We start from the raw sequence: 26,602 nt of genomic DNA on the forward strand, positions 1-26,602 counted from the left end.
GGCTTCACTCGTGGCACGGCGGGCCGCGGGGCCGACGTGCTGGTCGGATGCCGCCACGCGGCAGGGTGTGATCACCGGGTCTCCGGTGAGGCGGACCAGCGCTCCCAGGGCGGGAGGTCGTCGGGGCCCCGTGCGGCGGGGCCGTCGCTGGGGGTGGAGGCATGGGAGGGATCGCCCGGCGCCGGTGCGGTGTTGGGTGCCGCCGTCGGCAACCGGCCGCGGAACTCCGGCCAGTAGGCGGCTCCCGCGGCCAGGTCGGCCGCCGGGGCAGGGCTTCGCCACACCGGCGCGAGCCTCGCCAGGGCGTCCCGCAGGTAGGGCCACACCCCGCCCACTCCCCCGAGAAGGACCAGTTGGGCCTGCGGCGCGGCACCTTCCGCCAGGGCCTGTACCTCACTGACGGTGCCTGCCACCTCCGGCCGTCCGGCCAGTTCGTCGCGGTGCAGAGCGAGCGGAGTGAACATCCGGTCGGCCAGCGGGCCGTACCAGGGCACCACCGCCTCGGCGTCCAGCAGGCCCGCGCACTCCAGGGCCGCGTCCAGCAGTGCGAGCAGTTCGTGGGCCGGGGTGCCCGGGTCGCAGCGGGCCAGTACCTCCTGGGCGACCAGGTCGGTCCACGCGCCCGCGCCCGCCGCGTGGACGGCGTCCGCCGCACGACGGTCGAGCAGCGGTTGTCCGTCGGCGTTGGCCACCTGGTAGGGCGCGAGCACGGTCCATCGCTCCCCGCACACCACGGCCAGCACCGTGGCCCGTTCGGATGGCACCGCATCGCTCTCCGCCAGCCAGCGGCAGACCAGGGCATCGGCGGCACCGATCCGCGACGGTCTGCCCAGACCGGATTCCTCGCAGCGCTGTTCGGCGTCCGCCGGGGTTCCCGGGCCCGTGCACACGACGGTGTGGCAGCCGAGAGCGGGGGTGGTGCCGGCCAGGCCCAGGTAGCGTGCGGTGCGCCGGTGCATGCCGCGCAGGAAGCCCTCGGACCAGGGGTCGCTGCGCCAGGCAAGGAGCCGCTCGGCCGTGGCCGGCCCGTCGCCCAGCAGTTGTTCGGCTGCCGCACTGCCCCAGGCGTCGTCGGCGCGGGCGTTGGGGATCAGGGTCCGCCGGCCGTCGCCGAGCAGGGACAGCCGGGCGGCCCCGGGCCTGCCTTCGCGGAGTGCCACGACGCTGCGCGCGTACTGCAGGTCGATGCCGAGGACGCCGGTCATGGATTTCCTCCGCAGCTGTCCAGGCAGTCGGTGAGGTGTCGGTGCAGGGCCTCCAGGACGGTGAGCGGGCCGGGGTCGGGGTCGCTCGGGGCTGGGGTGAGGGGACGGCAGGCGCCTCCCAGCAGCTGGAGGATCCGGTTGCGCCGTTCCCTGGCGTGCCGTGCGGCCGCGGCTGCTGCGGCCAGGATGTTCACCCTGGTGCTTTCCCGGTCGGGTACGGCGGACTCGGCTGCCTCCTTGGCCCGTTCGACCGAGTCGGCCGCCGCGTTGACCACCTGGTCGATGGTGCGCAGGGCTTTGGCCGACAGTGAGGGCATCATCGAGCCGATCCGGCCGCTGACGGTGCGCCTGAAGCTGTTGGTGCGCAGTTCGGGCAGGCGTCCGGCGAGCCGGCCAGGCACCTCGACGGTGGCGACGGGAGGCCGCAGCAGCTCGGCCAGCCGCCGGGACTCCGTCTCGGTGAGGGCCGCGTGCCGGGTGGCGTCGGCGCTCCGGTCCAGTGTCCGGGCCAGGGAGTCGGCGAGTTCGGCGGATGCCTGCTGCAGCTGCTCGGTGAGCAGGCGCCCGTAGCTGCCGTCGCGCTGGACCGGACCGGTCGTCAGCAGCTTCGCGACCTGTTCACCGCAGGCGCGGGCGCGTATCTCCCACTGCCGTGCGCAGTCGTCCACAGCCCGCTCCACCTGGGAGCTGAAGAGTTCGCCCGCGGTGGTGAGGTCGGCCCGCAGCAGCTCGTTGCCGGCGCGTTCCTGTTCCAGGACGGACCGCTGCTCGCGGATCCGGAAGACGGCCTCGTCGACCAGGGGGCGCAGCAGCGCAGCCGCACGGGCTCGCCGGGCGGCTGCCACCGCCGGGTCGGCGTGGCTGATCCGGTCGAGGAGGGCACGGGCCTCGGGGCCGCCGAAGTGGCCGGGGTCGGCGGCGGCCGCGCGGGCGCTGACGAAGACGAGTCCGGCGGGCAGATCGCCGTCGAGTGCGTGGTGGAGCCGGGCCCGGTGGTGGCCGGCCCTGGTGGCCAGGAAGCGCTGCCACTGCTCGGGGGTGTCCTCGGTGAGGAAGACATTGACCAGCAGCACCACCGAGTCCGGTCCGTGCCGTTCGCGGTGGGCCCGCAGGAAGTCCTCCTCGACGGTGGAGATCGGCTGCCGGGAGTTGACGACCCAGACCAGCAGGTCGGCATGGGCGGCGACCTCGGCCGCCCGGGTGGTCATGGCCTCGGTGTCGTTGATGCCGGGTGAATCGACCCAGCGCACGCGGTCCGGGACCGGGCAGTCGGCCAGCTCGATCACCAGGCGGCGGCTCTCCAGCACCTCGCGGCGGTAGTCGCCGTCGGCGGCGACGAGGGAGACGGCATCGGCGATGGCGTCGGTGGTGCAGGGCAGCTCGGTGCGCCGGCGCGCACGGACGACGGTGACGCGGTCGGCGGGCCCCTTTCTGATCACGCAGGCGACTCCCGTCTCCGGGAAGTCGTTGACCGGCAGGAGCGGGCGGCCGACGAGCAGGTTGAGCAGGCTGGACTTGCCTGCGCTGAAGTGGCCGCCGAAGACCACCGTGGTGCCCGGCGCGGCCAGCACGGTCCGTACCCGCTCCAGTTCGGTGGTGAACCGTCGGCGACAGGCGTCGCCGTGGTGGTGTGCGAGCTCTCCGGCAAGGGCCGGCGGCAGTGCCACCGCCGGCCGTGCGGGACTGTGGGTCCTGGTCACCGGCTCACACCTGTTGGGCGGTGGTGAGCGCCTTCTGCAGTTGAACCAGGTGTCCGGCGACCGACGTCTTGGCCTCGCTGAGCCGGGTCAGGGACTGGTCGCGTTCGTCCTGGTCGCGCTGGTTCTCCTCGACCATGGACCGGATGTTGTTCTCCTCCTCCTCGATGGTCGTGGTGATCTCGTGGGTGACCAGATTCTCCAGCTCCTCGAAGCCCGCCCGGACGCGCTCGGTGAGCTGGGGGCCGAGTTGTACCGGCAGATCGCGCAGGCCTCCGTCAGCGTCCTCGACGGCCCTGCGCTTGAGACGCTTCTCCAGGTTGAGGCTGCCGACGCCCATGCTGCCCAGGAGCGAGGCGGCCAGCACCGCCGGGATGACGATCGGTGCGGCGGGGCTGACGCCCAGCATGCCGAGAACGACTGCCGCGCCCAGGGCACCGCCCGCACCGCCTGCCGCGCCACGCCAGCCGGCCGCGCCGCCGGCCACCGCACCGCCCAGTCCGCCCAGCGCGAAACCGGCCACCGCGGCCAGCACGCGCTCGGTGGTACCGACCAGCGGCTTGCCGCCCGGGGCGACCTCCCACCCGGTCAGTTCCAGGTGCAGGGCGTCGAACTCCCTGCCTATCGCTGCGATCTCCACCTCGATGTCGTCCGCGAGGTGCTTGAGCAGCGGTGCGAGCAGGTCCTGCGCCTCGGCATCGGCCCAGGCCGACAGACTGTCGGTGATGTACTGCTGGACCGCCCCGGCGATGGTGGCCGCCGCCTTCTTCTGCTGAATCACTCCGAGCATCTTGCCGAGGTTGACTTCCACCCCCTCCACATGGTCGGCCAGGCCGTCGCGCATGGCGGCGATCCGCCCGGTGAGGCTGGTGGTCAGGGCGGCCTCTGCCTCGGCACGGTAACGGGCGAAGAGCGCCGGCAGCTTGGCCGGGCGGCTACGGATCGCCGAGAGGGTGGGCAGCATGCCCGCGTACGCCTCACGCAGCCGGGTCTGGTCGGTGCGGGCGGCCCTCACCCGCTGGTCGATGTGCTGGTCGACCGACTGGGCGAGATGGGTGGCCTGAGTGGTGTACCGCTTGAGATGCACATGGTGGCGGTCACGCAGGAGGAAGTCGCCGAGCCGCCGCTCGAGTTCGGCCAGTCCGGATGCCTCGACCAGTTCAGGATCATTGCCGTAGACGCCCTGGCGGGCGCGTTCGGCGTCGACGAAGTAGATGTCACGAGAGGCGAGTTCCTGGCCGGCCCAGGCGGGACCGCCGAGCTGGTCGCGCACATACCTGTTCCAGACGAACCCCTTGAGCCGGTCGTCGGCGGCGCGGCTGTGGAAGAGGTTGACCACAGTGAAGATCCGGGTCCCCTCCCGCACCAGGTCGGAGGCGTTCATCAGCTCGTTCTGCCCCATCAGCACATCACTGCGGTAGACCAGTACGGCGGCGTCGCAGCGCTGGGTGGCCTCTTCGGTGACCTTGGTGCGGGTGGGGTGTTCGTCCAGTCCCGGCGAGTCGTAGACGATGACGCCGGCCTTGCAGAGCCTGGCGGGAAAGCCCATCTCGAACTCGCGGATGTGCCGGAAGCGGCGCTCGCTCTCCTGCTCGTCGATGTCGAGCGTGGACTCGCGCAGATACCGGTCCAGGGACCAGGACTCGGACTTGCCCTCGAAGCTCCACGCCTTGATGTACGGCTCGTCGGCGTACCGGACCCCGGTGAGGGTGGCGGTGGCGGGCAGATCGTCCACGATCATGGGGCCTTGGTGCCCGGCGAGGTCGACGGGCTGGGTCGTCCCGCCGAGCAGGGCGTTCAGCAGGGTGGACTTCCCGTTCTTGAAGCGCCCCATCACCATCAGGTTGAAGGTGTCCGACCTCAGCTGAAGGGCGGTCGTCTCCAACCGCGAGGCGGTCTCCTTCATCTCCAGCCCCCGCGCCAGCGAGGCCAGGCCGTCGATGGCCACGCCGGCCTCCCCGGTGGCCCGCTCGGCGCCCTGCTGCATCATCTCCGCGAGTGTGCTGCTCGTGTGCTGTGCCACGGTCTCCCCTCCCTGTTCTCCGGGCGTGCGTCGAGCGGCTCGCCCGGCATGTGGCGCGTCCTCCGCCCCGCGGGACGGAAATTCTCAATTCCGTACGGCGGCGAGACGGCGCCGCAGGGCGTCCAGCTCGGCGGTGGCCTCCGCCGTGGCGCCCGAGCCGGTCGCGTGCCCGGCTTCCGGCATGTCTTCACCGCTTGCCTGCGGCGGGCACAGGACGTCCAGCTCTCGTCCGGCCCGGTCCAGGGTCTGCTCCACGGTCCTGCGCAGCGCGCCGACTTCCCGGCGCATCTCGCCGGGGAGGATCTGTGTCAGGACGGCGATGCGTTGGCGTACGGCGCCCTGCCCGTAGTCGGTCGCGTCGGCGAGCTGCTGTTCGGCCTGCCTGTGGTGCAGCATGCCTCCGGCAGCGGCTCCGATCCCGGCGCCCAGCACGGTGCCGAGTCCACTGGTGAGCACCGCTCCCGCGGCGGCGCCGAGCACCCCGCCCACCACCACCTCGGCGGCCATGCCGGAAGAGCGCCCGGGGGCGACCTGGCCGACGGAGGGGTTGACGGAGGCCATCAGGGCATCGTCGAGGGACACCGTGGGCACCGTTCCCACGATGTCCTCACTCGCCCCGCACCCCCTGAGCGCCTCGTCCAGCCGGTGGAAGAGCTCGCTCACCGCGAAGTCGATCCGGGCGGCCCTGGCCCTCAGCCCAGGGCCGGTGGTGGCAGCCCAGCGGTGGATACCCCGGTCCACACAGCTGCCGACGAGGCTGGGCCACCGGGCGCGTTCGGACAGCTCCTCGCGATGGCGCTCCAGCAAGCGCTTCACATCGCGCTGCAGGTCCTGCTCCAGCATCCGCAGCGCAGCGGCCACCTCCCGCTCGGCCGCGGACGCCTCGGCGTCCAGGGTCCGCAGCAGTTCCCGGCGGCCGGCGGTCAGGGCGGTGCGGGCGGACACGCCCTGGTCGGCACGGCGCCGGGCCGGATCGGCGGGCCGCTCCCGGGTCTGCTCGGCGATCAGGTTCGAGGCGAGGTCCAGCAGATGGGCTATCCGGTACGCCTGCAGCCGGGCGGGGGCCGCCACCTCGGCGGTCATCCGCTCCTCCAGCATGGCGGCGTCGCGTGCCAGGCGCTCGCGCAGCAGCTCGGGTGCCTCGGCAGCGGCCCACAGCAGGCATTGGTGGTCGATCAGATCGCCCCCGGCCCACTGCTCGTCGGGCCCCGCGTACAACAGGCGCCAGATACGGCGGGCCACCAGGTCCAGATCGCCGTCGTCGGTGAGCGCCTCGGCTCCGGTGAGCACCACGACCACCGTGTCAGGCGGGCGTGCCGCGAGTGCGGCGGCGGCTTCGGCCGCCTCGGGACCGAGCAGCTCCGCGCAGCCGAGGGCGAGTACGACGCGATTGGCGCGCAGCGCGGGCGCCGGGTCGGCGTGCAGGGCCCCCAAGGGGGCGCTGAGCGGTTCCTGGGCGTCCGAACAGGTGCGCAGCCGCTCGGCGAGCGCCGAGACGTCCGCCTTGGGCGAGGCGCACAGCAGTACGGTCCGGTCGTCCGGTTGCGGCAGTGCGGCCGCGGCCTCGGTGACGGCCGTCCAGCCGTGACGTTCGGCAGCCTGGACGACGGCGGCGAGCAGCGTGTCCAGCTCGGCGGCTGCGGGGGTTGCGAAGTCGGGCATCACCGCTCCAGCCATGCGTAGAAGTCGGGCGTCAGGGCCAGGGACCAGTCCCGGCACTCGCGGGGCACCACCAGGGCGAGGGTGGCAGCGAGATCGCCGCGGACCGTGGGATCGCCGGGGCTGCCCGCCAGGAACGACGGCAGCGCCCGGTCCATCAGGGCGTCGAAGAGCCGTTGGTCCTCGCGGACCGCGGAAAGGGGCCGGCCGCTCGGGGCCACGGTCACCGGGCCGCCCGGCGGAGAGTCGCTGAACGGGGCGGCGGAGACCAGGGCGTACACGAGCAGCCGCGGCCGTGTGATGCCGACCGCCCACCAGCGGTCAGGGGTGTCGATTCGCATCGGCTGCCGCGGGGCCCGTACGGCGGGGGCCGCGAAGACCGCGTAGGCCGGGGTGCCCCAGCGCAGGGTGGGCAGCGGTGCGGAGACGTAGTGTTCCAGCGGCACCTCGGCCGCGCGCAGCGCATGCTCGGCCACCCCCTTGCGAGCCTGCTCATAGGGCGTACGGGCGTGTTCGGACGGAGTGTCAGCGGTGTTCACAGCGGGGTCCTCTCCCCTGGGACGGCAGCATGGACCTGGTCGGTGACCACGCAGTTGCCTCCTGCCCCCAGCCAACTGTCGGCCATGGTCGCGGCGTCGACGAAGCGGGCGGACTCGCCCGTGCCGCTGTCGTTGACGAAGAATCCCTCGATCTCCCCGGTCGCCGGGTCACGGGCGACCCCGATGGGCACGACCGCGTGGTTGGCCTGGCCGGCGTCCCAGTAGGTCGCGTCGTCCCAGAGCACACCTGCGTTGGCGGCGACGATCACTCCGTGACCCTGCTCCAGGTCGGCGGCCAGGTCTTCCAGGGAGTCGGCGGTCTCCACGTGGGCGGGCACGCCGTAGTCGGACAGGATGCGGGCCTGGTCGGGCAGTGTGGTGCCACCGCATGACGCGGCGTCGCCCCCGGTCTCGCACAGGCCGTGAGAGACGGCGTGGGCGACGACATCGTTCTCGGTGACGTCGACACCGAACTGCCTCAGTACTCCCTCGCAGGAGCACAGCCCGCAAGTCCCCTGGAACCCGAAGGAGTTGTCGCCCTGACGGTGGGTGAAATCGGCGTAGGTGCCGACATCGCCGATGATCAGGGCCTCCCGGCCGTCGGGCAGGGTACCGAGTGCGTAAGGGACGTCGATCCCCGCGTCGACCGGCTGGGTGACGACGTCCGCCGGTAGCTCGTGGAGCGGCTCTAATGGTGACGCCTGGTCCACTGTCCCCTCCTCCGTGGCTGCTGGCCGATCGCTTGTGACCCTTCACCGGTTGCAGACCCCGGCGGGCACAGTCGCATTACCGACTTCGTGGTGCGAGGCGGTGCCTCATGGCATGGCCAGGTGTCCGACGACCTTGGTGCAGGCGGAACGCAGCAGCGTGGGCCAGTTGCGGCGGCGGTGGTCGGAGCGCCGGTCGAGGACAGCACGCCGGAAGACGTCGGCCTCGGCCTCCGTGAGCGGGTCATGCTGGACACGTGCGGCCTGTGCCATGGCGTGCCTCAGCGCGGACTCGCCGCCGAGGAGTTCGGGATGGTGCAGGAAGAGCGCGACTCGAAGCTTCACGACGGCCCGGCAGTGGGCGACGGCGCAGCGCGAGCCGGGCAGGTCCAATGTGGTGCCGATCTCGTCCCAGGTACGGCCCGGTAGCGCGAGCCTGGCCCGGACGACGGCGTACTCGGTGGAGTTGAGGTCACCTCGCCCGCAGGCCTGTTCGGCCACTGCGGGCAGCCAATCGGCACTCGGCGGGTCCGCATGCGGCGGGCCGGCGGCCGTGACCGTCTCTCCGTGCCGGTCGAGCGGCACTTCGCGTTCGGCCCGTCTGAGTCGATGCGCAGCCAGTCGCGCCGCTTCGCGGGTGGCGATGGCCATGACCCAGGTCAGAAAGGCCGACTCGCCCCGGAAGGTGGCATAACCGCGCCAGGCCCGGATGGCCACGGCCTGACCGAGGTCCTCGGCGTCGGCGGCGTTGCCCATCGTGAACCTGGCATAGGCGACAACATGTGGCCGAGCGGCGATCCACTTCTCTGCAAACTCGTCATGTTCAGCAGAACACTTGCGTATACACGGGCCGGCGCAACCCTCCCGGCCCACCCCTTCCGGGAACAGCTGTGCGTGCATGTGCGTCGGCAACCCCCCTGGCGCGACACATATCCGGCCCATCCGGGCCGATGGGCTGCCAGCATAGGGAGAGGGGGTACACCTTGGCGGTCTGTGTACCTTTTTGCTCGCGAATCCACACTTCCTGACTGATCCTGTCGGATTGCGACCATCTCGAAGGTCGACGGATTCCCGTGCAGGGCGCAGGAGCCGCCAGGAGAGAAGTGATGCGGGTGATCTCCTCTCCCTCTCTCCAACAAGTGCCTGACCAGTTCTTTGGACGCCAACGAATGCTGGGGAGGATCCGGGGAGAAACGGCTGGCAGCCCACGCCATGCGCTTGTCGCAATAGGCTCGCACAGCCCCCTGTGCGACCTTCCTGCCTGAGTCCGCCGACCCTGTGGTGGATCACGGACAGTGACACAAACGTACCGCCTCGGCACCTCCACCAGCTGGTGGCTCGGGCTCGATTTGCCGACCCGGAAAATGCCGCGGTGGCGGGTGCGCCGATGCACGGTGCCGCCAGAACGCGCCCGACAGGCCGTCCGGGGATCGGTGGCATGACGGCCAGGTCGTGATCGGCAGTGCGAAGTTGAGCCAGCCCGATCGGGTGACTCAAGGCCGGTGTGGCGCGGGTGTCTCGGCCCTGGGGAGCAGGCGGATGGGTTGAGCGGGATCCGGCCGCTGAAAGCGTGCCGACGAGGCTGAATCTCCGGCCCTCGCAGTCCAGTCGCAGCAGGGAGCACCACCACCGGCATGGACGTTCTCTTCATCACGAGCGTGACGGTGATCGTCGCCGACCCGCCGCTGAGCCGCAAGCTGTTCATCTAGGCTCTTGGCCTCCCCCTGAAGGGGGAAGGCAACGGCTACTACTCCAGCGGGAGCGTCCCCGGCAGCAAGCACTTCGGCCTGTGGCCGCTCTCGCAGGCAGCCGAGGCATGCTTCGGCACGGCCCAGTGGCCCGCCGACCGGGTGGTCCCGCAGGCATCGATCGAGTTCGAGGTGGCGAACGCGGAGGCCGTCACAGCCGCCGGTGCCGAGCTTCAGCGCGCGGGCTTCCAGCTGGTGCACCAGTTCCGCACCGAGCCGTGGGGCCAGACGGTGGCCAGACTTCTCACGGCGGACGGCTTGATCGTCGGGATCTCCTATGCCCCCTCCTCGCACGACTTGCGGGACGACCAGCGCCGCGGGTGAGCCCGGCCCGAGACCGGTGAAGGCGCCGCAGATCCCTGGCGTACTCCTCGCCAGGGACAGCCACCGTGACGTCTCCCCCGGGGAAGTCATGTCCTGAGGCGTCCCCTGGAGTGTGGACACGGAGGTTCATGCTGCGAGGGTGAGTTCGCGATCTTGCTGGTGCCGCTGTTCAAATTGGGCCGGCGAGAGGTAGTCGAGGGCGTTGTGGAGCCTGCGGGCGTTGTTGTAGGTGAGCCCTTGGAAGACCTCCAGCCTTGCCTGGCGCATCGTGGTGGACAGCCTCTGGTGCGTCGTCCTTCTCTTGAGTCCTTGCCGGAACGACTGGGCGAGGGCGTTGTCCGGGCTCGAGACGGCCCGGCTCATGCTCCTGCGGATCCTGCAGCCGTTGCAGACCTGCGCGAACGCGGCCGATGTGTACTGCGAACCTCTGTCCGCGTGAAAGATCACCCCGTCCACGTGGCCGCCGCGGGTCACCACCGCCATCTTCAGGGCGTCGATGACCAGTTCGGTCCGCTTGCGGGAGGCCATCGACCAGCCGAGGGCTCGGCGGGAGCAGGTGTCCAGGACGCACGCGAGATACAGCTACGTCCCGCCGACCTGCACGTATGTGATGTCGCCGCACCACTTCTCGTCCAGCCGGGCGGCCTTCTACACCAAACTGTTCCGCGACCTGCGGACAGAACTCACCACCGCCGCGCAAAGCCCCCGCACAGCCCGCCAGAGTGTGGCCCCAGGACGTCACCACGTCCGGATTCAAGTTCTCCGATCTGTCCACCATCACCGACGACGTCGTGATCATGCCCAAGCTGTTCCGGCGGCTCCTGGACTTCCTCCAGTTCCGCATGCCCGTCCGCGGCTTCCCCGCGTACCTCGCCGGCAAGGAGGACAAGGTGACGGTCCTGTCCACCGGCGAGCGCATTGTGGGTCTGCACCACGTCGTCAACGTCACCAACGGCGACACCATCCACATGACACACCCGGTGGAAGACCTGCTCTTCGACGAGGGCTGAGAGACGCGGCCGCCCCGTGGGCACCGACCGACCTCAACCGTCGCCGACGCCCACACAGGCTCCCAAGCCCACCCCGCCGTCCTGGGACCGTGGCTCCCCGGCCGTCATGGTCCGCCGGCCCGGCAGTACCCACCCGACGATGAACACCTCCATGCCCGGGTACTAGGCGACGCATGACTCGTCGTTTCCACCCCTCGGTCGGCCGGCGTCATGCAGCAGGCGGTGAAGGGGCGGCTCGTCGGGTGCGGCCTGGAGGCGCTGTCAGACTGCCCTGCCGTGAGCGAGATATGGGTGAGAAGGACCCAGGCCTGTCAAAGGAGCTCACCCCTCGATCGAGAAGCTCCTCGGTCGCCTGAGCACGTCTCAGCGCCGGGCGCTGAAGGACGCCGGGTTCGGGGTGGGGGCGCTGCGCGCGATGGCCTCCACCCCGGCGGGCTCGGAGCCGGGTCTCGGCGACGTCTGCGGTGACGCACTTCTCCGCTCACAACTCCCGGCCACGCTGCACTCCGGGTGGTCTCCCGGCCCCACCGGCCCTGGCTACAGTGACCTCAGCTCGTTGTGGACGTCGAAAGCCGTAGTTCGGCCCAGATCGTCTTGCCGTCGGGTCTGTGTCGGGTGCCCCAGTGGTCTGCGAGCTGGGAGATGATGAACAGACCGCGGCCCCCCTCATCCGTGGCGCGGGCGTGGCGCAGGTGCGGGCTGGTGGAACTGCCGTCGCTCACCTCCAGGGTGAGTGTGCGGTCCAGGATCAGACGCAGGTGCACAGGCGGGATGCCGTAGCGGACGGCATTGGTGACCAGTTCGCTGACGATGACTTCGGCGGCGAAGACGGCTTCGTCCGGCAGCTGACGGCCGGTGAGCCAGTCACAGGTCAGGGCACGAGCAAATGCGGGTGCCTCATGGTCGGCTTCGAGGCGCCAGGCGGCGGTGCGATCCGCGGGAAGGGCATGTGAGCGGGCCAGGACCAGGATGGCGTCGCCATCCGTCGGCCGGCTTCGGTCGGACGCGTAGACGATGCTGTCGCACAGATCCTGCACCGACGCTTCGGACCCAGAGAGGAGGTGCCGGATGTGCTCGGGATCCACGGCGTCCAGCAGGGCGGGGGTGGCGAGGACGAGGACACTGTCCTCGGCGACGCCGAGGGTGGTCGCAGCGAAGGGGGTGACGTCCGTGCTGCCCAGGCGCGGCCCGTCGGGAAGTTCCAGGGGGCTGACGGTCCCATCGGGGTGGGCGAGGAGCGGAGGAGGAAGGCCGGCGCGGCCCGCGGTGCAGGTGAGGGTGACGGGGTCGTAGGCGACGTAGGAGTGGGCGGCGGTGAAAGGCTCGCCGTGCGGGGCGTCGGCGGTCGGCAACGTCCCTCGTTCGTGGGCAAGTTGAAGGACGGTGTCGTTGAGACGGGCGAGCAGGTCAGCGGTCTCCAGATCGAGCGCGGCGAGCGCATGGACGGCCGTGCGCAGCTGGCCCATGGCGGTGGCCGCGTGGATGCCCTCACCCGTCACCTGGCCGATCACCAGCAGGGTGCGTGAGCTGGACAGCCGGATCACGTCGAACCAGCTGCCTCCGGCGCTGCGACCGGGCTGGTACGCGTATGCGGTGTCCAGCCCCGTGTGGGCGACCGGACGCTGCGGCAGAAGACGCCGCTGCACCGTGGCGGCCAGGGCGCGCTCGCGGGCGTACCGGCGGGCGTTGTCGAGGCAGAGCGCAGTGTGCGCAGCCAGCTCCCCGGCCAGCCCGATGTCCTCGTGTTCGAACGCGGGCGAGGCGCGGCAGCGGGCGAGGGCCAGCAGGCCCAGCAACGTCCCCCGAAGCGCCAGGGGCACCACGAGCAGGCTGTGCGCCCCGGCGTCGCGCAGTGCCTGAACGCCGGCCGGGTCGTCGACCGGCCAGTGGCCTGCATCGTCCACCGGCACCAGGCGTGGGCGCAGGTCTCCTGTGGAAAACTCCCGGGCCCGGCGCAGTCGGCCCGCTCAGTGGGCCGTCCATCCGCCGTCGAGCACCAGTGAGGTGCCGGTGATGAAGGACGCCTGCGGGCTGCACAGATAGGCCACGGCATCGGCGACCTCCTCCGGCTCGATGAGCCGCTGCACCGCGCTGTCCTTCAGCAGGACCTCGGACAGCACGCGGTCCTCGGGAATGCCGTGCGCCTGGGCCTGGTCGGCGATCTGCTGCTCGACCAGTGGGGTCCGCACATAGGCCGGGTTCACGCAGTTGGAGGTCACACCATGGGGGGCGCCCTCCAAGGCGGCCGTCTTGGAGAGACCTTCGAGACCATGTTTGGCGGCCACATAGGCGGACTTGAAGGCCGAGGCGCGCAGCCCGTGGACGGAGGACACATTGACGATCCGGCCCCAGCCCTGGGCGTACATGTGCGGAAGGGCACCGCGGATGAGCCGGAACGGTGCCTCGAGCATCACGGTCAGCACGGTGTGGAAGACGTCGGGCGGGAACTCCTCCAGGGGACGCACCAGCTGCAGCCCGGCGTTGTTGACCAGGACGTCGGTGCCGACGGCGGCGCGCTCGGCGGCGTCGAGGTCGGTGAGGTCCAGGACGTGGGGTACGACGGTGCCGGCGAGCCCCTCGGTCCGCCGCGCGATGTCCGCCAGCTCGGCCAGGCCCGCAGCGTCCCGGTCGGCCGCTCTCACCTCGGCCCCGGCCGCGGCGAGCCGCAGCGCGCAGGCGCGGCCGATGCCGCCGGCGGCGCCGGTGACGAGGGCGGTGCGGCCGCCGAGGTCGAGGGAGGGGGACGGGGCAGGGAGGTGGGACCCGGGCAACGGGCCGGAGGGGGTCATGTGCCCGACCCTAGGCGGAACCCATCACTCACTACATGTGGTGGGCTCCCATACCTCCGCCAACACTCATAGGGTCGAACCATGTGGGTGCCTCGGACATGGCCTGCTTGATCCGGAACAGTCCGAACTCGTTCAGATCGGGCAGGGCGTCCACCGGGAACCAGCCCACCTCCAGCGACTCGTCGTCGTTGACCCGGGCCTCGCCGCCCACCGCCCGGCAGCGGAAGGTGATGTCCATGTACTGGCAGACGTCCCCGTTGCCGTAGGTGACCGGCTCCACGGCCTGGACGAGGACGACCCGCTCGGGGACGCAGTGCACCGCCGTCTCCTCGAAGACCTCCCGCACGGCACAGGCCGCGGGCTGCTCACCCGGGTCCGGGATGCCCCCGATCACCGACCACCTCCGGTTGTCCGACCGCCGCCCCAGGAGGACCCTGCCGGCGTCGTCGAAGACGATCGCGGTGACCCCGGGGAGCCACAGCAGCTGACGACCCGCGGAGGCCCGGAGCGTACGGATGAAATCAGGAGTAGCCATGGCTCGACCCTAACGGGCCGGTCCGCCGACTTCGTGGCCGCTCAGGGGCGCACGGCGCCTGTACCGCTACGCGTCACCGGTGCGCCGACTGCGCATCCCGGACCCGATCGCCCAGCCCAGGCCGCCCGCGGCGACCAGCACCAGCGCGATCTCCGGCAGGATGCCCAGCTCGGTCGCGGGGGTCCTGGAGGTGCGCAGCGGCACCTTCTGGACGAGGTAGGCGGGCACGAACATGCCGGTCTTCTGAGTGATCTTCCCGTCCGGCATGATGACCGCGCTGACGCCGCTGGTGACCGGCACGGTCACGGTCCGGCTGTGCTCGACGGCTCGGACGCGGGACATGGCGAGCTGCTGGTAGGTCATCTCGCTGCGGTCGAAGGTGGCGTTGTTGCTCGGCACGGAGATCATCTCCGCGCCGTGGGTCACGGTGTCCCGCACGGCCCAGTCGAAGGCGGCCTCGTAGCAGGTCGCGAGGCCGACCTTGGCGCCGTCGATGTCGAACACGCCGGGCTTGCTGCCCCGGCTGAAGTCCTGGCGGACCATGCCGGTCCAGTTCTTGTTGATCGCACCGACGAGCCCGCGCAGCGGAAGGTACTCGCCGAACGGCTGCACCTGCCGCTTGTCGTACGTCTGGGTCGGTCCCTTGGCCGGGTCCCACAGGATCTGCTCGTTGAGCAGCCTGCCGTCCTTCTCGACGACTCCGCCGACCGAGATGGGTACGCCGACGGCCTTGGCGGCACCGTCGATGACGTCGGCCGCGTCGGGGTTGGTGAAGGGGTCGATGTCGGAGGAGTTCTCCGGCCACAGCACGTAGTCGGGCTTCGGCGCCTTGCCCGCCTTGATGTCGGCGGCGAGCTTGAGCGTCTCGCGCGCGTGGTAGTCGAGGACGGCCCGGCGCTGGGCGCTGAACTCCAGCCCGGACCGCGGCACATTGCCCTGGATGACCGCGACCGTGGCGGAGCCGTCCTCGGCCTTGTCACTCACCAGCGGCCGGGCCGCGACCGCGCCCGCCACCGGAACGGCCACGCTCAGCAGCGCGGCGGCCGCGGTCCCGCGCCGCACGGCCCGGGTACGGCGCCCCTCGGCGACCACGCGCCCGGCCGCGTACAGACCGAACCCGCACAGGACGACCGCGAAGCCGAGCACGGGGGTGCCGCCCACCGCGGCGAGAGGCAGGAAGATCCCGTCCGCCTGGCCGAAGGCGATCTTGCCCCAGGGGAAGCCGCGGAAGGGCACGCGCGCGCGTACCGCTTCGCCGGCGATCCAGACGGCCGCGGCCCACACCGGCCAGGCCGGCAGCTTGGACACCGCGGCAATGCCGACGCCGACGAGGGCGACGAAGACCGCCTCGATCGCGACCAGCGCGAGCCAGGGACCCGGACCGACCTCCACTCCTGTCCACACCAGCAGCGGCAGCAGGAAACCGAGCCCGAAGAGGTAGCCGAGGCCGAGGGCCGCCTTCCAGCCACGGCCGCGCAGCACCCAGGCGAAGCCTGCGAAGGCGGGCAGGGCCAGCCACCACAGGGGGCGCGGCGGGAAGCTGACGTAGAGCAGCAGTCCGCACAGCGCGGAGGCGACGGCCGGGACCAGACGCCGCAGCCGACTGCCCCACGCGGTCGGCGCGGGGGACGGCTGGAGCTGATCGGACTGGTCAACGGAGGTTGCGGTGACGGTCACCCGGGGAGTGTACGGCGGCTGACCTTGTCACCGACAGCGTGGGCCGTACCGGCCCCCAGGGGCCCGTATCGCACGGGAATCACGACGTTCCTGCGCAACTCGTGCACAACCCGGGCATCAGCCGTTACGGTGTGCCCCAGCCTCAGCGGTGCGGCCGGTCCAGGTACGCACGGCCGGGGCCGGCCAGAGGTCGGGGGACCGGGGTACGAGGGGCGACGGGTGGGGTCGACGGGGACGAGGTCTGCGGCCGGTGCGCACGGTGCGGATGCCGGCAGCGCAAGGCGAAACGTTTCTGATGGGGCGGGCATGATCCTCTTGGGGGCATGTGCCGCCTGGTCGCTGATCGCGGCTGCGGCCCACGACGGGCGGCCCGAGGGTGTTCTGCTCGCCGTGCTTGCCGTGGCCGCCGGCTATGCCGCGGGCCGGATCTCCGGGTCACTCCTTCCGGTGGCCGCGCCCGGCGCGGGCGCGGCGGCCGGGCTCGTTCTGGCCGTGGTGGTGCCCGACCTCACCCTCGGTCCCCGCTACGCCGCCCCGCTCGGACACTCCGGCGCCACGGCCGCCCTGCTGGCGCTGGCCACCGGTGCGGCATGCTGCGCCGCCTGGGCCGCACGCGGAGGAGTGTTGCGGCTCGGCCTGCGGCTGCTGGCCGCGGGAATCGTGGTGACCGGGGCCGCCGTGGGGTCGCCCGGCGGCTGCGCGGCCAGTGCCGCCGTACTGCTGTGCTCGCTCGCCGCGGGCTCGATGACCCACCGGGGTGCCGGCATCGTGGGTCTGGCTCTCGCGGCGGTCCTGGCGGCGGGGACGATCTGGGCGCTCGCCGCGGACGCCCTGCCCGCCGGTCTCACCGGGGCGCTCGAGGGCCGGCTCACCGCGCACCGGGTCCAGCTGTGGCAGGACGCACTGCGAATGGCCCACCGGAACACGGGCCTGGGCATCGGCCCCGGCCGCTTCGGCGAACTGAGCACCACGGTGCCCCTGGGACAGCCGCCCGACGCCAGACCGCACTCGGCACCGCTGCAGCAGGCGGCCGAACAGGGGCTGGTCGGTGCACTCCTGCTGGCCGCCACGTTCGGCTGGGCCCTCTACGCGCTGTGGCGCACCACGCGCTCGACTCCGGTCGCCCTGACCGCGGGCGCGGCCCTGACCGTGCTGGCCGTGATCGCGTCGGCCGGCAACGCGCTCAGCTTCACCGCCGTCACGGCCGGTGCGGGGCTGCTGGCGGGATGGGCGACGGCACGGCCGTGGACGGGCGACGGCACGGACCCCTGAGGCGCGATCCGCACCCGCCCGAAGGAGTACGTGCAGGAGGGGCACCGAAGGGACTCGACGCTGCCGCCGTGCGTGACGGGACCCCGGGACAGGCGCAGTCCGCGCGCAGCAACCGCGGCCGCACGCCGCCCCCGGAACGCCGCCCGTCGCGCCGGACGGTCCGTCGTACGGCAGCCGACCAGCAGCCGGGCGGCACAGTCGTACAGCAGGCATCCCGCCGGCGGCCCGGCGGCGCCGTCGCACGGCATCCACGCCTCGAAGGTGTGCTCGCCTCGGCAAACGACCAAAGTGCATACAACCGGAGTGGGGAAGATCAGCGGGTCGTGCCCGGTGTGGTCGTCCGCAGCCGGGACCTGATCGCCAGGACCGCCGACTCTGCGTCGTCCACGGTGATCGTGAAGGTGTGGCCGTCCCACAGGCGCAGCACGACGCCCTCGCCGCGGCGTACGACGACCGCGGTGCCCTTCTCGGGGCGCCAGCGGTAGCCCCAGCCGCCCCAGTGACGCGGAGTGACATGCGGGGCGAAGTCGGCGCCGGCGACTTCGGAGAGCGGGATACGGCGGCGCGGCACTCCGATGTGGCCGCAGCGCACCTCCAGGGACTCCTTGTCGAGCTTGAGGTCGACGTGGACGAAGGCGAGGGTGCCGAAGAGAACGAGCAGGCCGGCCGCGATGCAGCCCACGACGGACATGGCGAGCGCGGCGATGCCGGAGGTCCAGGCCGACTCCACGGCCAGCTCGATGCCGAGCGCCATGCAGGCGGCGCCGACCAGCGCCAGCAGCCACTGGATCCGGTTGGTGGCGCGTCCGGTCCAGACGTCGGGGTGCGAGGCGTCCTCGGCGTGGCGGTGCTCCCTCATGTTTATGAGGTTACTCAGCTTTCGCTGCGCGGGTACCTGCTCGCGGAGGGTGACTGCTCCGGGCGGCGCAGCCGGAGCAGCCGGCGTGACCGTCGGGTCAGCGGACCGGGATCACGGCCTGGAGGAAACGTCCCTCGTCGTAGGCCAGGGCCGTGGACGGGAGGGTCGCCTCTCGTCCGCTGAGCAGCACGGTGAGGGTGGTGTCGGCGGCGGCCTGAGGTGCCGGTTCGGCGCCGATGCGGCGCAGCGCCTGAGCGGCCACCGCTCCGGCGGAGCCGTGGAGCATGAGCGGCGGACGGCCCGGCCGCCGGACGGCCGCGCGGATGCGCTCGGCGACCAGTTCGTAGTTGGTGCAGCCGAGGACGAGGGTGGTCACGTCGTCCGGAGTGCGCGCGGCGGCCCTTGCGATCGCGGCGTCGATCGCGGCGTCGTCCGCGTGGTGCACCGCGTCCGCGAGCCCGGGGCACGGCACCTCGGTGACGGTCACGCCGTCGGCGAACTGCTCGATCAGACCGCGCTGGTACGCGCTGCCCGTGGTGGCGGGGGTCGCCCAGATCGCCACGTGGCCGCCGCCCGCCGCCGCCGGCTTGATCGCCGGCACGGTGCCGATGATCGGCAGGTCCGGCTCGAAACGGGCTCGCATCACCGGCAGGGAGTGCACGGACGCGGTGTTGCAGGCGACGATCAGGACGTCGGGGCCGTGGGCCGCGGCCGCTTCGGCAACCGCGACGGCCCGCTCGGTGATGTCCTCGGGAGTGCGCGGCCCCCAGGGCATCCCGTCCGGGTCCCACGAGAGCACGAGATCGGCGTCGGGCCGTAGTCGACGTACCGCGGCGGCTGCGGGGAGGAGGCCGATTCCGGAGTCCATGAGCGCGATCTTCACCCGGCCACGATAGACGATGGACCCTTGCGAGCCGGTCGGGTGGGGCAGACTGCGGCCGTGAGCGCGATCGTGTGGACCACCGTCGTATCCCTCGTCGCCTGGTGCTGGCTGCTGCTGTGCCAGGGCTTGTTCTGGCGCACGGACGTCCGGCTGCCGCCGCGCCGGGATCCTCGTCGGTGGCCGTCGGTGTGCGTCGTGGTCCCGGCCCGTGACGAGGCCGCGGTGCTGCCCGCGAGCCTGCCGTCGCTGCTCGCGCAGGACTATCCGGGGCGGGCGGAGGTGTTCCTGGTGGACGACGGGAGCGCGGACGGCACCGGGGAGCTGGCCCGTGAGCTGTCCCGGCGGCACGGCGGGCTGCCGCTCACGGTGGACTCCCCCGGCGAACCGCCCGCGGGCTGGACGGGCAAGCTGTGGGCGGTGCGGCACGGCATCGGCCTGGCACGCGCGCGTGAACCCGAATATCTGCTCCTGACGGACGCCGACATCGCGCACGCGCCGGACAGCCTGCGGGAGCTGGTGGCGGCGGCCCGCACCGGGGGCTTCGACGTGGTGTCGCAGATGGCGCGGCTGCGGGTGGAGAGCCCGTGGGAGCGGCTCGTGGTCCCGGCGTTCGTCTACTTCTTCGCGCAGCTGTATCCCTTCCGCTGGATCGGCCGGGAGGGATCGCGGACCGCGGCGGCGGCCGGCGGCTGTGTCCTGCTGGGCGCGGGCTTGGCGGAGCGGGCGCGGATCCCGGACGCGATCCGGCACGCGGTGATCGACGACGTCGCGCTCGCGCGCGCGGTGAAGGCCGCCGGCGGTCGGGTCTGGCTGGGGCTGGCCGACCGGGTGGACAGCGTCCGTCCCTATCCGCGGCTGCACGACCTGTGGCGGATGGTCTCGCGCAGTGCGTACGCCCAGCTGCGGCACAGCCCGCTGCTACTGCTCGGCACGGTCGCCGGGCTCGCCCTCGTCTATCTGGTGCCGCCCGCGGCCGTGGTGACGGGCGCGGTCACCGGCAGTGCGGTGACGGCGGCGGCCGGTGGGGCGGCGTGGGCGGTGATGGCGGGGACGTACCTGCCGATGCTCCGTTACTACGGGCAGCCGCCGTGGCTCGCGCCGCTGCTGCCGCTCACCGCCTTCCTGTACCTCCTCATGACGGTCGACTCCGCGGTGCAGCACTACCGGGGGCGCGGGGCCGCCTGGAAGGGCCGCACGTACGCACGCCCGGATGCCGTCCCCGACGAGGGCTGACCGGGGTCATTTGCGGCCGGGAGTCCAGTTCATGCCCCACCCGTAGGTGCGGTCTATGGTCCGCTGCGGGCTCACTCCGCGCTCCGGGACCAGGTAGCGCGCCTCGCGCTGGACGACGAGGTCGTCGCCCGTGCGGGTGATCAGGGCGAGCGCGCACACCGTGGAAGGGACCGTGCACTCGTCCAGCGAGAAGTCGATCGGGGCTCCGTGCTGGGGCTGGAGGGTGACCGTGGCGTGCAGGTCGGCGAAGGAGGCGGCGCCCTCGTAGATGGTGACGAAGACTAGAATGCGCCGGAAGTCCTGTTTGTGGTCGAGGTTGACGGTGAGGTTCTCGCCGCTCGTCACGGCGCCGGTGCGGTCGTCGCCGTCGAGGTGGATGTACGGCGGGCGGTGCAGGGACCCGAAGGCGTTGCCGAGTGCCTGTACGACGCCCTTGCGGCCGTCGGCGAGTTCGTACAGCGCGCACAGGTCGAGGTCGAGGTTCCCCTGCCCGCCGCCCCATCGGCCGCCCCATCCCGGGAACTGCTTGCGCACCTGCCAGTTGAGGTTGACCCGCAGGGCACCGGAGGTGCCGCCCTGCTTGGCCAGGGACACGGACGGGGCCGCCTTGGTGAGGGTGACCTTGGAGAGGCGGACCGGTGCGGCCGGAGGGGCCTGCGGGGGCGGCGGCAGCGGGACGGGAGCGGTGGTCGGCGGCGGCATGGTCGCCACCGGCGGGACCGGCGGCGCGGCCGCGGGCGCGGGAGGGGCGGCAGCGGGCGGGCGGGGCGGTGCGGCGTGCTGCGGCTCGTCGACGGTGATGCCGAAGTCGGTCGCCAGGCCTTCCAGTCCGCTGCTGTAGCCCTGTCCGACGGCGCGGAACTTCCAGCCGCCCTGGCGGCGGTAGAACTCGCCGAGCACGAAGGCCGTCTCGACGGTCGCGCCGGGGCTGTCGAAGCGGGCGACCACACCGCCACCGTCCTCGGTCACTTCGATGTAGAGGTCCGGGACCTGCCCGAACGTCCCGCCGTCCGCGGAGGCCGCGAGGACGATCCGCTCGATCCCGCTCTCCACGCGCGCGAGGTCCACGAGCAGGGTGTCGGTGACGCGCTCCCCGGCGCTGCGCTTGCCCTCGTGGCGGACCGCTCCGGAGGCATGGGCGGGCTGGTTGTAGAAGACGAAGTCCCCGTCGGAGCGGACCTTGCCGGCCGCCAGCAGCAGCGCCGAGGCGTCCGCGTCGGGCACGCCGGGTCCGGAGCGCCAGCCCAATTCGACGCGCAGGGCCGTGACCGGCACCGGCGCATTCGATCCTTTCGGCATTGACATGTACGCCCCCATCACGTGTCGACAGCCCGGACATCCCCGGGCTCCCTGATCTTCCCTACCCGCCCAACCTATTCCCGGGGGGCGGCGAACTCCCATGAGCGGCACAGGAACCCTGCCGGTCTACGGCCGGTAACCCCCCAGGAACTCGGCCTTTACACGATTCATGCGTCGGTTCGCGTCCACTTTTGCCAAGTTCGCTCGGATTGGGGATCCCGAGTCACTGCGGACACGGAAAACAACCCTCTTATCGGTCTCCCCAACCAGCACATCGTGGGCTTAACTTATGTGCCATGACCTCCCCCCGCTCCACCTATGGCGGCGGCTACTACTCCGCCTCCTTCCCGGACACCCCGATCTACGACTCGCTCGTGGCCGAACGGGGCACCCCGCAGATCGCCCCGATCCGGGTCCCCGCCGCGTACGACATGGGCAGCAACCTGCCCGCGCTGCCGTCGGCACTGCCCGCCCTCCCGGCGGCCCCCTCCCCGCAGGCCCCCGCCTACGGCTACGGCTACCCACAGGCCCAGCAGCCCGCCCAGCTGCAGCAGGCGCCCACGGCGTACATCCCGCAGCAGGCGAGTGCACCGCGCGGCTATCCCGGCCCGCACGCCCCGCAGCCGCCGCGCCCGATGGCGGCCGGTACGGGGTACGAGGCCATGCGCCCCGCCGCGCCGCGGCCCGCACCGGCTCCCTACCAGGACCCGTACAACAACCAGCAGTACCGCGGCTACTGACCGGCGAGCCCCCGCTGTCGGTGCCGGCTGGCACCATGGCGACATGGGGAACGCAGAACTGCAGTCGATTCACGTCTACCCGGTCAAGGCGTTCCGGGGCCTTGCGCCCCGGGAGGCCGCGGTCGAGCCCTGGGGCCTGGCCGGAGACCGGCGCTGGGTGCTGATCGACGACGAGGGGAAGATCGTCACGCAGCGCGAGCTGCCGCGTCTCGCGCTGGCCGCCGCCGAGCCGATGCCCGGCGGCGGTGTGCGTCTCACCGCGCCCGGGCTCGAGCCCGTGACGGTGGCCGTCCCGGAGCCCGTGGCGACGGTGCCGGCGAACGTCTTCGGCACGAAGGTGGAGGCGGTCCCGGCGTCCGACGCGGCTCATGACTGGTGCACGTCCTGCCTGGGCGCCGAGGTCCGCCTGGTCCACATGGACGATCCGGCCACGCGCCGACCGGTCGATCCCGAGTACGCGCTGCCGGGCGAGACCGTGAGCTTCGCCGACGGCTATCCCCTGCTGGTCACCACCGTCGCGTCCCTCGACGCCCTGAACTCCCTCATAGCCGAGGGTGATCGCGCCGCCGAAGGTCCGCTGCCCATGAACCGCTTCCGGCCGAACGTGGTCGTCGCGGGCACCGAGCCCTGGGCCGAGGACCACTGGTCGCGGATCTCCATCGGCGAGGTCGAGTTCCGGGTCGCCAAGCCGTCCGGGCGATGCGTCGTGACCACGGTCGACCAGGACTCGGGTGCGCGGGGACGCGAACCCCTGCGCACACTGGCGCGGCACCGCAAGATCGACGGCCGGCTGGTCTTCGGCCAGAACCTCGTCCCTCTGTCGCCCGGAAACATCCGGGTCGGCGACCCCGTTCGGGTACTCGCGTAGCGCGAAGTCACCGTCGGGAGCGGCCCGCGGGCGGGGAACCCGGGGGCGGGTCCCGGTCGTTGAAGCGACATGAGATTTCCGTGAAAGGCCCGGCGGGAGTGATCTCGCTCTCTCTTGGCCGGGGCCGGGGGCGAGCGACTCCGCCGGGGGTTATCACGGAGCGGAAGGGGGTGGGGGGACGTGCGAGCAATCCATGGTCTGTGGCGCTGGCGGCACAATCCACTGTGCCGCGCGACCGATCTGGCCGAGGCGTGGGTGGCCCTCGTGGCACTGGTGCTGATCACCGTGGCCGCGCCCGTGATCGGTTCCCTGGTGGGCGTCGCCGCCCAGGATTCCCTGCAGCGGTCCGTCCGGGAGCAGCAGCACTCCCGCCATCTCGTCACGGCCACCGTGGTGCGCGGCCTGGGCGGCGCCCTGCTGGAGACCGACCCCGACACCAGCGCCGCACACGACACCCGCAGCCGCGTGCTCGCGGACTGGACGGCACCGGACGGCACACGGCAGCACGGACCGGTCCTGGCGGACCTCAAGTCCCCGCACCGGGGCGACCGCTTCAGGCTCTGGACGGATCCGCACGGCCGAATAACGACCCGGCCGCTGGACGCCCCCACGGCGACGACACACGCGGTGCTCGCCGGGTTCGGCGCGGCTCTGGTGACCGCGGGCCTGGTCGACAGCGGCCGGCGCCTGATCGTCTGGCGCATGGTTCGCCACCGGTACGCGCGTTGGGACCAGGCCTGGGACCGTGCGGGCCCGGACTGGGGCAAGGCGGGCACCGGCATCTGACGGCCTTCCGGCTCTGGTCAACCCACCACCCGCGCGCACGCTACGGTGGACCGGCCGACTCGCGTTCGGCATCAAAACCCGCGTACTACGAGGTGGGGGCACAGCAACGCCATGGCACAGGGCACGGTCCAGGTGACGCACACCGGTACATCGCGGTGGCGGCGCCGCACGGGTGAGTACGCTTCGCTCGCCGCCGCCCTGGAGGCCGCCGCCGACGGTGACGTCCTCACCATCGCCCCCGGCACCTACCGGGAGAACCTCGTCGTCCAGCGGTCGGTGACGCTGCGTGGGCCCGAGGGCTCCCCCGGCTCGGTGCGCATCGCGCCCGTGGACGGGGTGCCGCTGACCGTGCGGGCCTCGGCCGTGGTGCAGGACCTGCACGTGGAGGGCCAGGACGCGGCGGCTCCCGCGCTGCTGGTCGAGGAGGGCACCCCCGAGCTGATGGACGTGCGGATCGTCACGCGGTCCGCCGCGGGCATCGAGGTGCGGGGCGGGGCACGCCCGACCGTGCGGCGCTGCACCGTGGACAACCCGGCCGGTATCGGCATCGCCGTCCTCGACGGCGGTGGCGGGGTGTTCGAGGAGTGCGAGGTCGTCGCGGCCGGCCAGGCGGGCGTGGCGGTCCGCGGCGGCGGCCGTCCCCGCCTGGAGCGGTGCCGGGTGCACCACGCCTCCGGCACCGGACTGACCGCGACCGGGGAGAACTCCGCACTGGAGGCGTTCGGTTGCGAGGTGTACGAGGTGCGGGGCTCCGGGGTGCAGGTCACCCAGCGGGCCACCGCGCACCTGACCGACTGCGATGTGCACCGCACCACCGCCGACGGTGTCACGCTCGACACGGACGCGGTGCTCACACTCGCCGACTGCCGTATCCACGACATCCCGGAGAACGCGGTCGACCTGCGCTCCCGTTCCGTACTCACGCTGACCCGGACGACGGTCCGTCAGTTCGGGCGCAACGGCCTGTCGGTGTGGGACCCCGGCACCCGGGTCGACGCGAACCAGTGCGAGATCTTCGACAGCACCGGGGACTACCCGGCGGTGTGGGTGAGCGACGGCGCCACCGCGGTCCTCGACTCGTGCCGGGTGCACGACGTGCCGGACGCGCTGTTCGTCCTGGACCGCGGCTCGCGCGCGGACGTGGTGGACAGTGATCTGTCCCAGGTGCGCAACACGGCCGTGTCGGTGAGCGACGGCGCGACCGCGCAGCTCGACGACTGCCGGATCCGGGAAGCGGCCACCGGTGCCTGGTTCCGGGACCACGGCAGCGGGGGCACGCTCAACAACTGCACCCTGGACGGCACCCAGACCGGAGTGATCGTCACCAAGGGCGCCGACCCGACCATCGAGCGGTGCACGGTCGACTCCCCCGCCGAGGCCGGCTTCTACGTGTCCGCGGGCGGCCGGGGCAGCTTCCTGAACTGCCGGGTGAGCGGCAGCTCCGGCTACGGCTTCCATGTGATCGACGGCTGCCGCACGACCCTGCAGAAGTGCCGCACGGAGCGGTGCGCGCGTGGAGGCTACGAGTTCGCCGACGCGGGACCGGACGCGGGCTCCGGGACGGGACCGGTCGTGGAGGACTGCACCAGCGACGAGAGCAGCAGTCTGCGCCCGCCCGCGCTCCGCGAGTCGGCCGTGCAGACCACGTCCTCCTCGCCCGGACTGCTCGGCGCGATCCCCGGGCAGCGCACCACGGAGCAGGAGCCGCTCGTCGCCGCGTCGGAACCGGAGAAGCCCACCCGGACGTCCAAGGCCGTGCTCGGCGAACTGGACGCGCTGGTGGGCCTGGAGAGCGTCAAGCGCGAGGTGCGGGCGCTGACCGACATGATCGAGGTGGGCCGGCGCCGGCAGCAGGCGGGCCTGAAGGCGGCCTCGGTCAAACGGCATCTGGTCTTCACCGGCTCCCCCGGCACGGGCAAGACGACGGTCGCCCGGCTGTACGGCGAGATCCTCGCCTCCCTCGGGGTGCTGGAGAAGGGCCACCTGGTCGAGGTGTCCCGGGTCGACCTGGTCGGCGAGCACATCGGCTCGACCGCCATCCGTACCCAGGAGGCCTTCCAACGGGCGCGAGGCGGCGTGCTGTTCATCGACGAGGCGTATGCGCTCTCCCCGGAGGACGCCGGACGGGACTTCGGCAAAGAGGCCATCGACACGCTCGTGAAGCTGATGGAGGACCATCGGGACGCGGTGGTGGTCATCGTCGCCGGCTACACGGCCGAGATGGAGCGCTTCCTCTCGGTCAACCCCGGTGTGGCCTCCCGCTTCTCACGGACGATCACCTTCAGTGACTACGGCCCCGAGGAGCTGCTCCGGATCGTGGAGCAGCAGGCGGACGAGCACGAGTACCGGCTGGCGCAGGGGACTTCGGAGGCGCTGCTGAAGTACTTCACGGCGTTGCCGAAAGGCCCCGCGTTCGGCAACGGCCGTACGGCGCGGCAGACCTTCGAGGCGATGGTGGAACGGCACGCGAGCCGTGTCGCCCAGCTGGAGGACCCCAGCACCGACGACCTGACCCTGCTGTACGCACAGGACCTGCCGGACCTGCCCTGAGCGCCCCGCCCGGCGTCCTCGCCCGACGGCTTCCCGGTGGCTTCGCCGTGGCCTCCCGACGTCTTGCGGTCAGCTTTCCGACCACTACCGACGGCTTACCGATGGCTTCTGACGGCTCACCGTTGGCTTTCCGACGGCTGGACGAGGCCCCGGCTCCTGGAGATCGCGCGATGAAGGTGCTGAGACGCTCGCCCGGCTG

The 26,602-nt window shown here is 72.0% G+C and carries 22 protein-coding genes and 1 pseudogene; 8 read left to right on the top strand and 15 right to left on the bottom strand.

Annotation, left to right across the window (positions count from 1 at the left end; genetic code table 11):
* Positions 1–71 precede the first annotated feature (71 nt).
* The 7 genes from AB0H32_RS00525 to AB0H32_RS00555 all read right to left on the bottom strand — a co-directional run bounded on the left by AB0H32_RS00525 (position 72) and on the right by AB0H32_RS00555 (position 9,270).
* Entirely contained in the window at positions 72–1,205 is a 1,134-nt protein-coding gene (locus AB0H32_RS00525; protein WP_361111824.1) for a hypothetical protein, read from the bottom strand.
* A complete protein-coding gene (locus tag AB0H32_RS00530; protein ID WP_361111827.1) occupies positions 1,202–2,905 on the bottom strand; it encodes a dynamin family protein in 1,704 nt (567 codons plus the stop codon). Before AB0H32_RS00530 ends, AB0H32_RS00525 begins: the two co-directional genes overlap by 4 nt.
* A 4-nt stretch (positions 2,906–2,909) precedes the next feature.
* A complete protein-coding gene (locus AB0H32_RS00535) occupies positions 2,910–4,925 on the bottom strand; it encodes a dynamin family protein (RefSeq protein ID WP_361111829.1) in 2,016 nt (671 codons plus the stop codon).
* A gap of 84 nt (positions 4,926–5,009) precedes the next feature.
* On the bottom strand, positions 5,010–6,587 hold the full coding sequence (locus AB0H32_RS00540; RefSeq protein WP_361111832.1) for a hypothetical protein: 1,578 nt from the start codon (positions 6,585–6,587) through the stop codon (positions 5,010–5,012).
* The gene (locus tag AB0H32_RS00545; protein ID WP_361111835.1) at positions 6,587–7,123 is read right to left on the bottom strand and encodes a hypothetical protein; all 537 of its coding nucleotides are present in this window, start codon (positions 7,121–7,123) and stop codon (positions 6,587–6,589) included. Before AB0H32_RS00545 ends, AB0H32_RS00540 begins: the two co-directional genes overlap by 1 nt.
* The gene (locus tag AB0H32_RS00550) at positions 7,120–7,833 is read right to left on the bottom strand and encodes a hypothetical protein (RefSeq protein ID WP_361111838.1); all 714 of its coding nucleotides are present in this window, start codon (positions 7,831–7,833) and stop codon (positions 7,120–7,122) included. The genes AB0H32_RS00545 and AB0H32_RS00550 overlap by 4 nt, the downstream gene beginning before the upstream one ends.
* Before the next feature lie 105 nt (positions 7,834–7,938).
* Complete coding sequence (locus AB0H32_RS00555; protein ID WP_361112230.1) at positions 7,939–9,270, bottom strand: sigma factor; 1,332 nt, start codon at positions 9,268–9,270, stop codon at positions 7,939–7,941.
* Between the two features lie 440 nt (positions 9,271–9,710).
* On the opposite strand from AB0H32_RS00555, the gene AB0H32_RS00560 reads away from it, so the two are divergent.
* The gene (locus AB0H32_RS00560; RefSeq protein ID WP_361111841.1) at positions 9,711–9,902 is read left to right on the top strand and encodes a hypothetical protein; all 192 of its coding nucleotides are present in this window, start codon (positions 9,711–9,713) and stop codon (positions 9,900–9,902) included.
* A gap of 126 nt (positions 9,903–10,028) precedes the next feature.
* Here the strand turns inward: AB0H32_RS00560 and AB0H32_RS00565 are convergent.
* Positions 10,029–10,538: pseudogene (locus tag AB0H32_RS00565) on the bottom strand (IS3 family transposase); the annotation flags it as partial.
* Between the two features lie 86 nt (positions 10,539–10,624).
* Here AB0H32_RS00565 and AB0H32_RS00570 point away from each other — a divergent pair.
* Positions 10,625–10,912, top strand: a complete 288-nt coding sequence (locus tag AB0H32_RS00570; RefSeq protein WP_361111844.1) for a hypothetical protein — start codon at positions 10,625–10,627, stop codon at positions 10,910–10,912.
* Between the two features lie 548 nt (positions 10,913–11,460).
* Here the strand turns inward: AB0H32_RS00570 and AB0H32_RS00575 are convergent.
* The 4 genes from AB0H32_RS00575 to lnt form a co-directional block, all read right to left on the bottom strand.
* The gene (locus tag AB0H32_RS00575) at positions 11,461–12,816 is read right to left on the bottom strand and encodes an ATP-binding SpoIIE family protein phosphatase (protein WP_361111847.1); all 1,356 of its coding nucleotides are present in this window, start codon (positions 12,814–12,816) and stop codon (positions 11,461–11,463) included.
* Positions 12,817–12,879: 63 nt separating this feature from the next.
* The gene (locus tag AB0H32_RS00580; RefSeq protein WP_361111850.1) at positions 12,880–13,701 is read right to left on the bottom strand and encodes a 3-hydroxybutyrate dehydrogenase; all 822 of its coding nucleotides are present in this window, start codon (positions 13,699–13,701) and stop codon (positions 12,880–12,882) included.
* Positions 13,702–13,732: 31 nt separating this feature from the next.
* Positions 13,733–14,236 carry an NUDIX domain-containing protein gene (locus tag AB0H32_RS00585; protein WP_361111852.1) on the bottom strand — a complete coding sequence of 168 codons (504 nt, stop codon included), beginning with the start codon at positions 14,234–14,236 and terminating at the stop codon, positions 13,733–13,735.
* A 66-nt stretch (positions 14,237–14,302) separates the two neighbouring features.
* The gene (gene lnt / locus AB0H32_RS00590; RefSeq protein WP_361111855.1) at positions 14,303–15,913 is read right to left on the bottom strand and encodes an apolipoprotein N-acyltransferase; all 1,611 of its coding nucleotides are present in this window, start codon (positions 15,911–15,913) and stop codon (positions 14,303–14,305) included.
* Positions 15,914–16,219: 306 nt separating this feature from the next.
* Here lnt and AB0H32_RS00595 point away from each other — a divergent pair, with 306 nt between their 5' ends.
* Entirely contained in the window at positions 16,220–17,185 is a 966-nt protein-coding gene (locus AB0H32_RS00595) for an O-antigen polymerase (protein WP_361111858.1), read from the top strand.
* 313 nt (positions 17,186–17,498) lie between these two features.
* Here AB0H32_RS00595 and AB0H32_RS00600 read toward each other — a convergent pair whose 3' ends face one another.
* Both AB0H32_RS00600 and AB0H32_RS00605 read right to left on the bottom strand, forming a co-directional pair.
* Positions 17,499–18,044: a hypothetical protein gene (locus AB0H32_RS00600; protein ID WP_361111861.1), complete on the bottom strand. Its 546-nt coding sequence runs from the start codon at positions 18,042–18,044 to the stop codon at positions 17,499–17,501.
* 97 nt (positions 18,045–18,141) lie between these two features.
* Entirely contained in the window at positions 18,142–18,927 is a 786-nt protein-coding gene (locus AB0H32_RS00605; RefSeq protein WP_361111864.1) for an aspartate/glutamate racemase family protein, read from the bottom strand.
* Between the two features lie 57 nt (positions 18,928–18,984).
* Between AB0H32_RS00605 and AB0H32_RS00610 the strand changes: the two genes are divergently transcribed.
* Positions 18,985–20,160 (top strand): glycosyltransferase, encoded by a 1,176-nt coding sequence (locus AB0H32_RS00610; RefSeq protein WP_361111867.1) that lies wholly within the window; start codon positions 18,985–18,987, stop codon positions 20,158–20,160.
* Positions 20,161–20,166: 6 nt separating this feature from the next.
* Here the strand turns inward: AB0H32_RS00610 and AB0H32_RS00615 are convergent, their stop codons facing one another.
* Positions 20,167–21,477 (bottom strand): TerD family protein, encoded by a 1,311-nt coding sequence (locus AB0H32_RS00615; protein WP_361111870.1) that lies wholly within the window; start codon positions 21,475–21,477, stop codon positions 20,167–20,169.
* 278 nt (positions 21,478–21,755) lie between these two features.
* Between AB0H32_RS00615 and AB0H32_RS00620 the strand changes: the two genes are divergently transcribed.
* The 4 genes from AB0H32_RS00620 to AB0H32_RS00635 all read left to right on the top strand — a co-directional run bounded on the left by AB0H32_RS00620 (position 21,756) and on the right by AB0H32_RS00635 (position 26,403).
* Positions 21,756–22,199, top strand: a complete 444-nt coding sequence (locus AB0H32_RS00620) for a DUF6643 family protein (RefSeq protein WP_361111873.1) — start codon at positions 21,756–21,758, stop codon at positions 22,197–22,199.
* 43 nt (positions 22,200–22,242) lie between these two features.
* Positions 22,243–23,067, top strand: a complete 825-nt coding sequence (locus AB0H32_RS00625; RefSeq protein WP_361111876.1) for an MOSC N-terminal beta barrel domain-containing protein — start codon at positions 22,243–22,245, stop codon at positions 23,065–23,067.
* Between the two features lie 180 nt (positions 23,068–23,247).
* Positions 23,248–23,853 carry a hypothetical protein gene (locus AB0H32_RS00630; protein ID WP_361111879.1) on the top strand — a complete coding sequence of 202 codons (606 nt, stop codon included), beginning with the start codon at positions 23,248–23,250 and terminating at the stop codon, positions 23,851–23,853.
* Between the two features lie 111 nt (positions 23,854–23,964).
* Positions 23,965–26,403: a right-handed parallel beta-helix repeat-containing protein gene (locus AB0H32_RS00635; protein ID WP_361111882.1), complete on the top strand. Its 2,439-nt coding sequence runs from the start codon at positions 23,965–23,967 to the stop codon at positions 26,401–26,403.
* Positions 26,404–26,602: the final 199 nt, after the last annotated feature.

Source organism: Streptomyces sp. NPDC020362 (assembly GCF_040642095.1).
GTDB lineage: Bacteria > Actinomycetota > Actinomycetes > Streptomycetales > Streptomycetaceae > Streptomyces.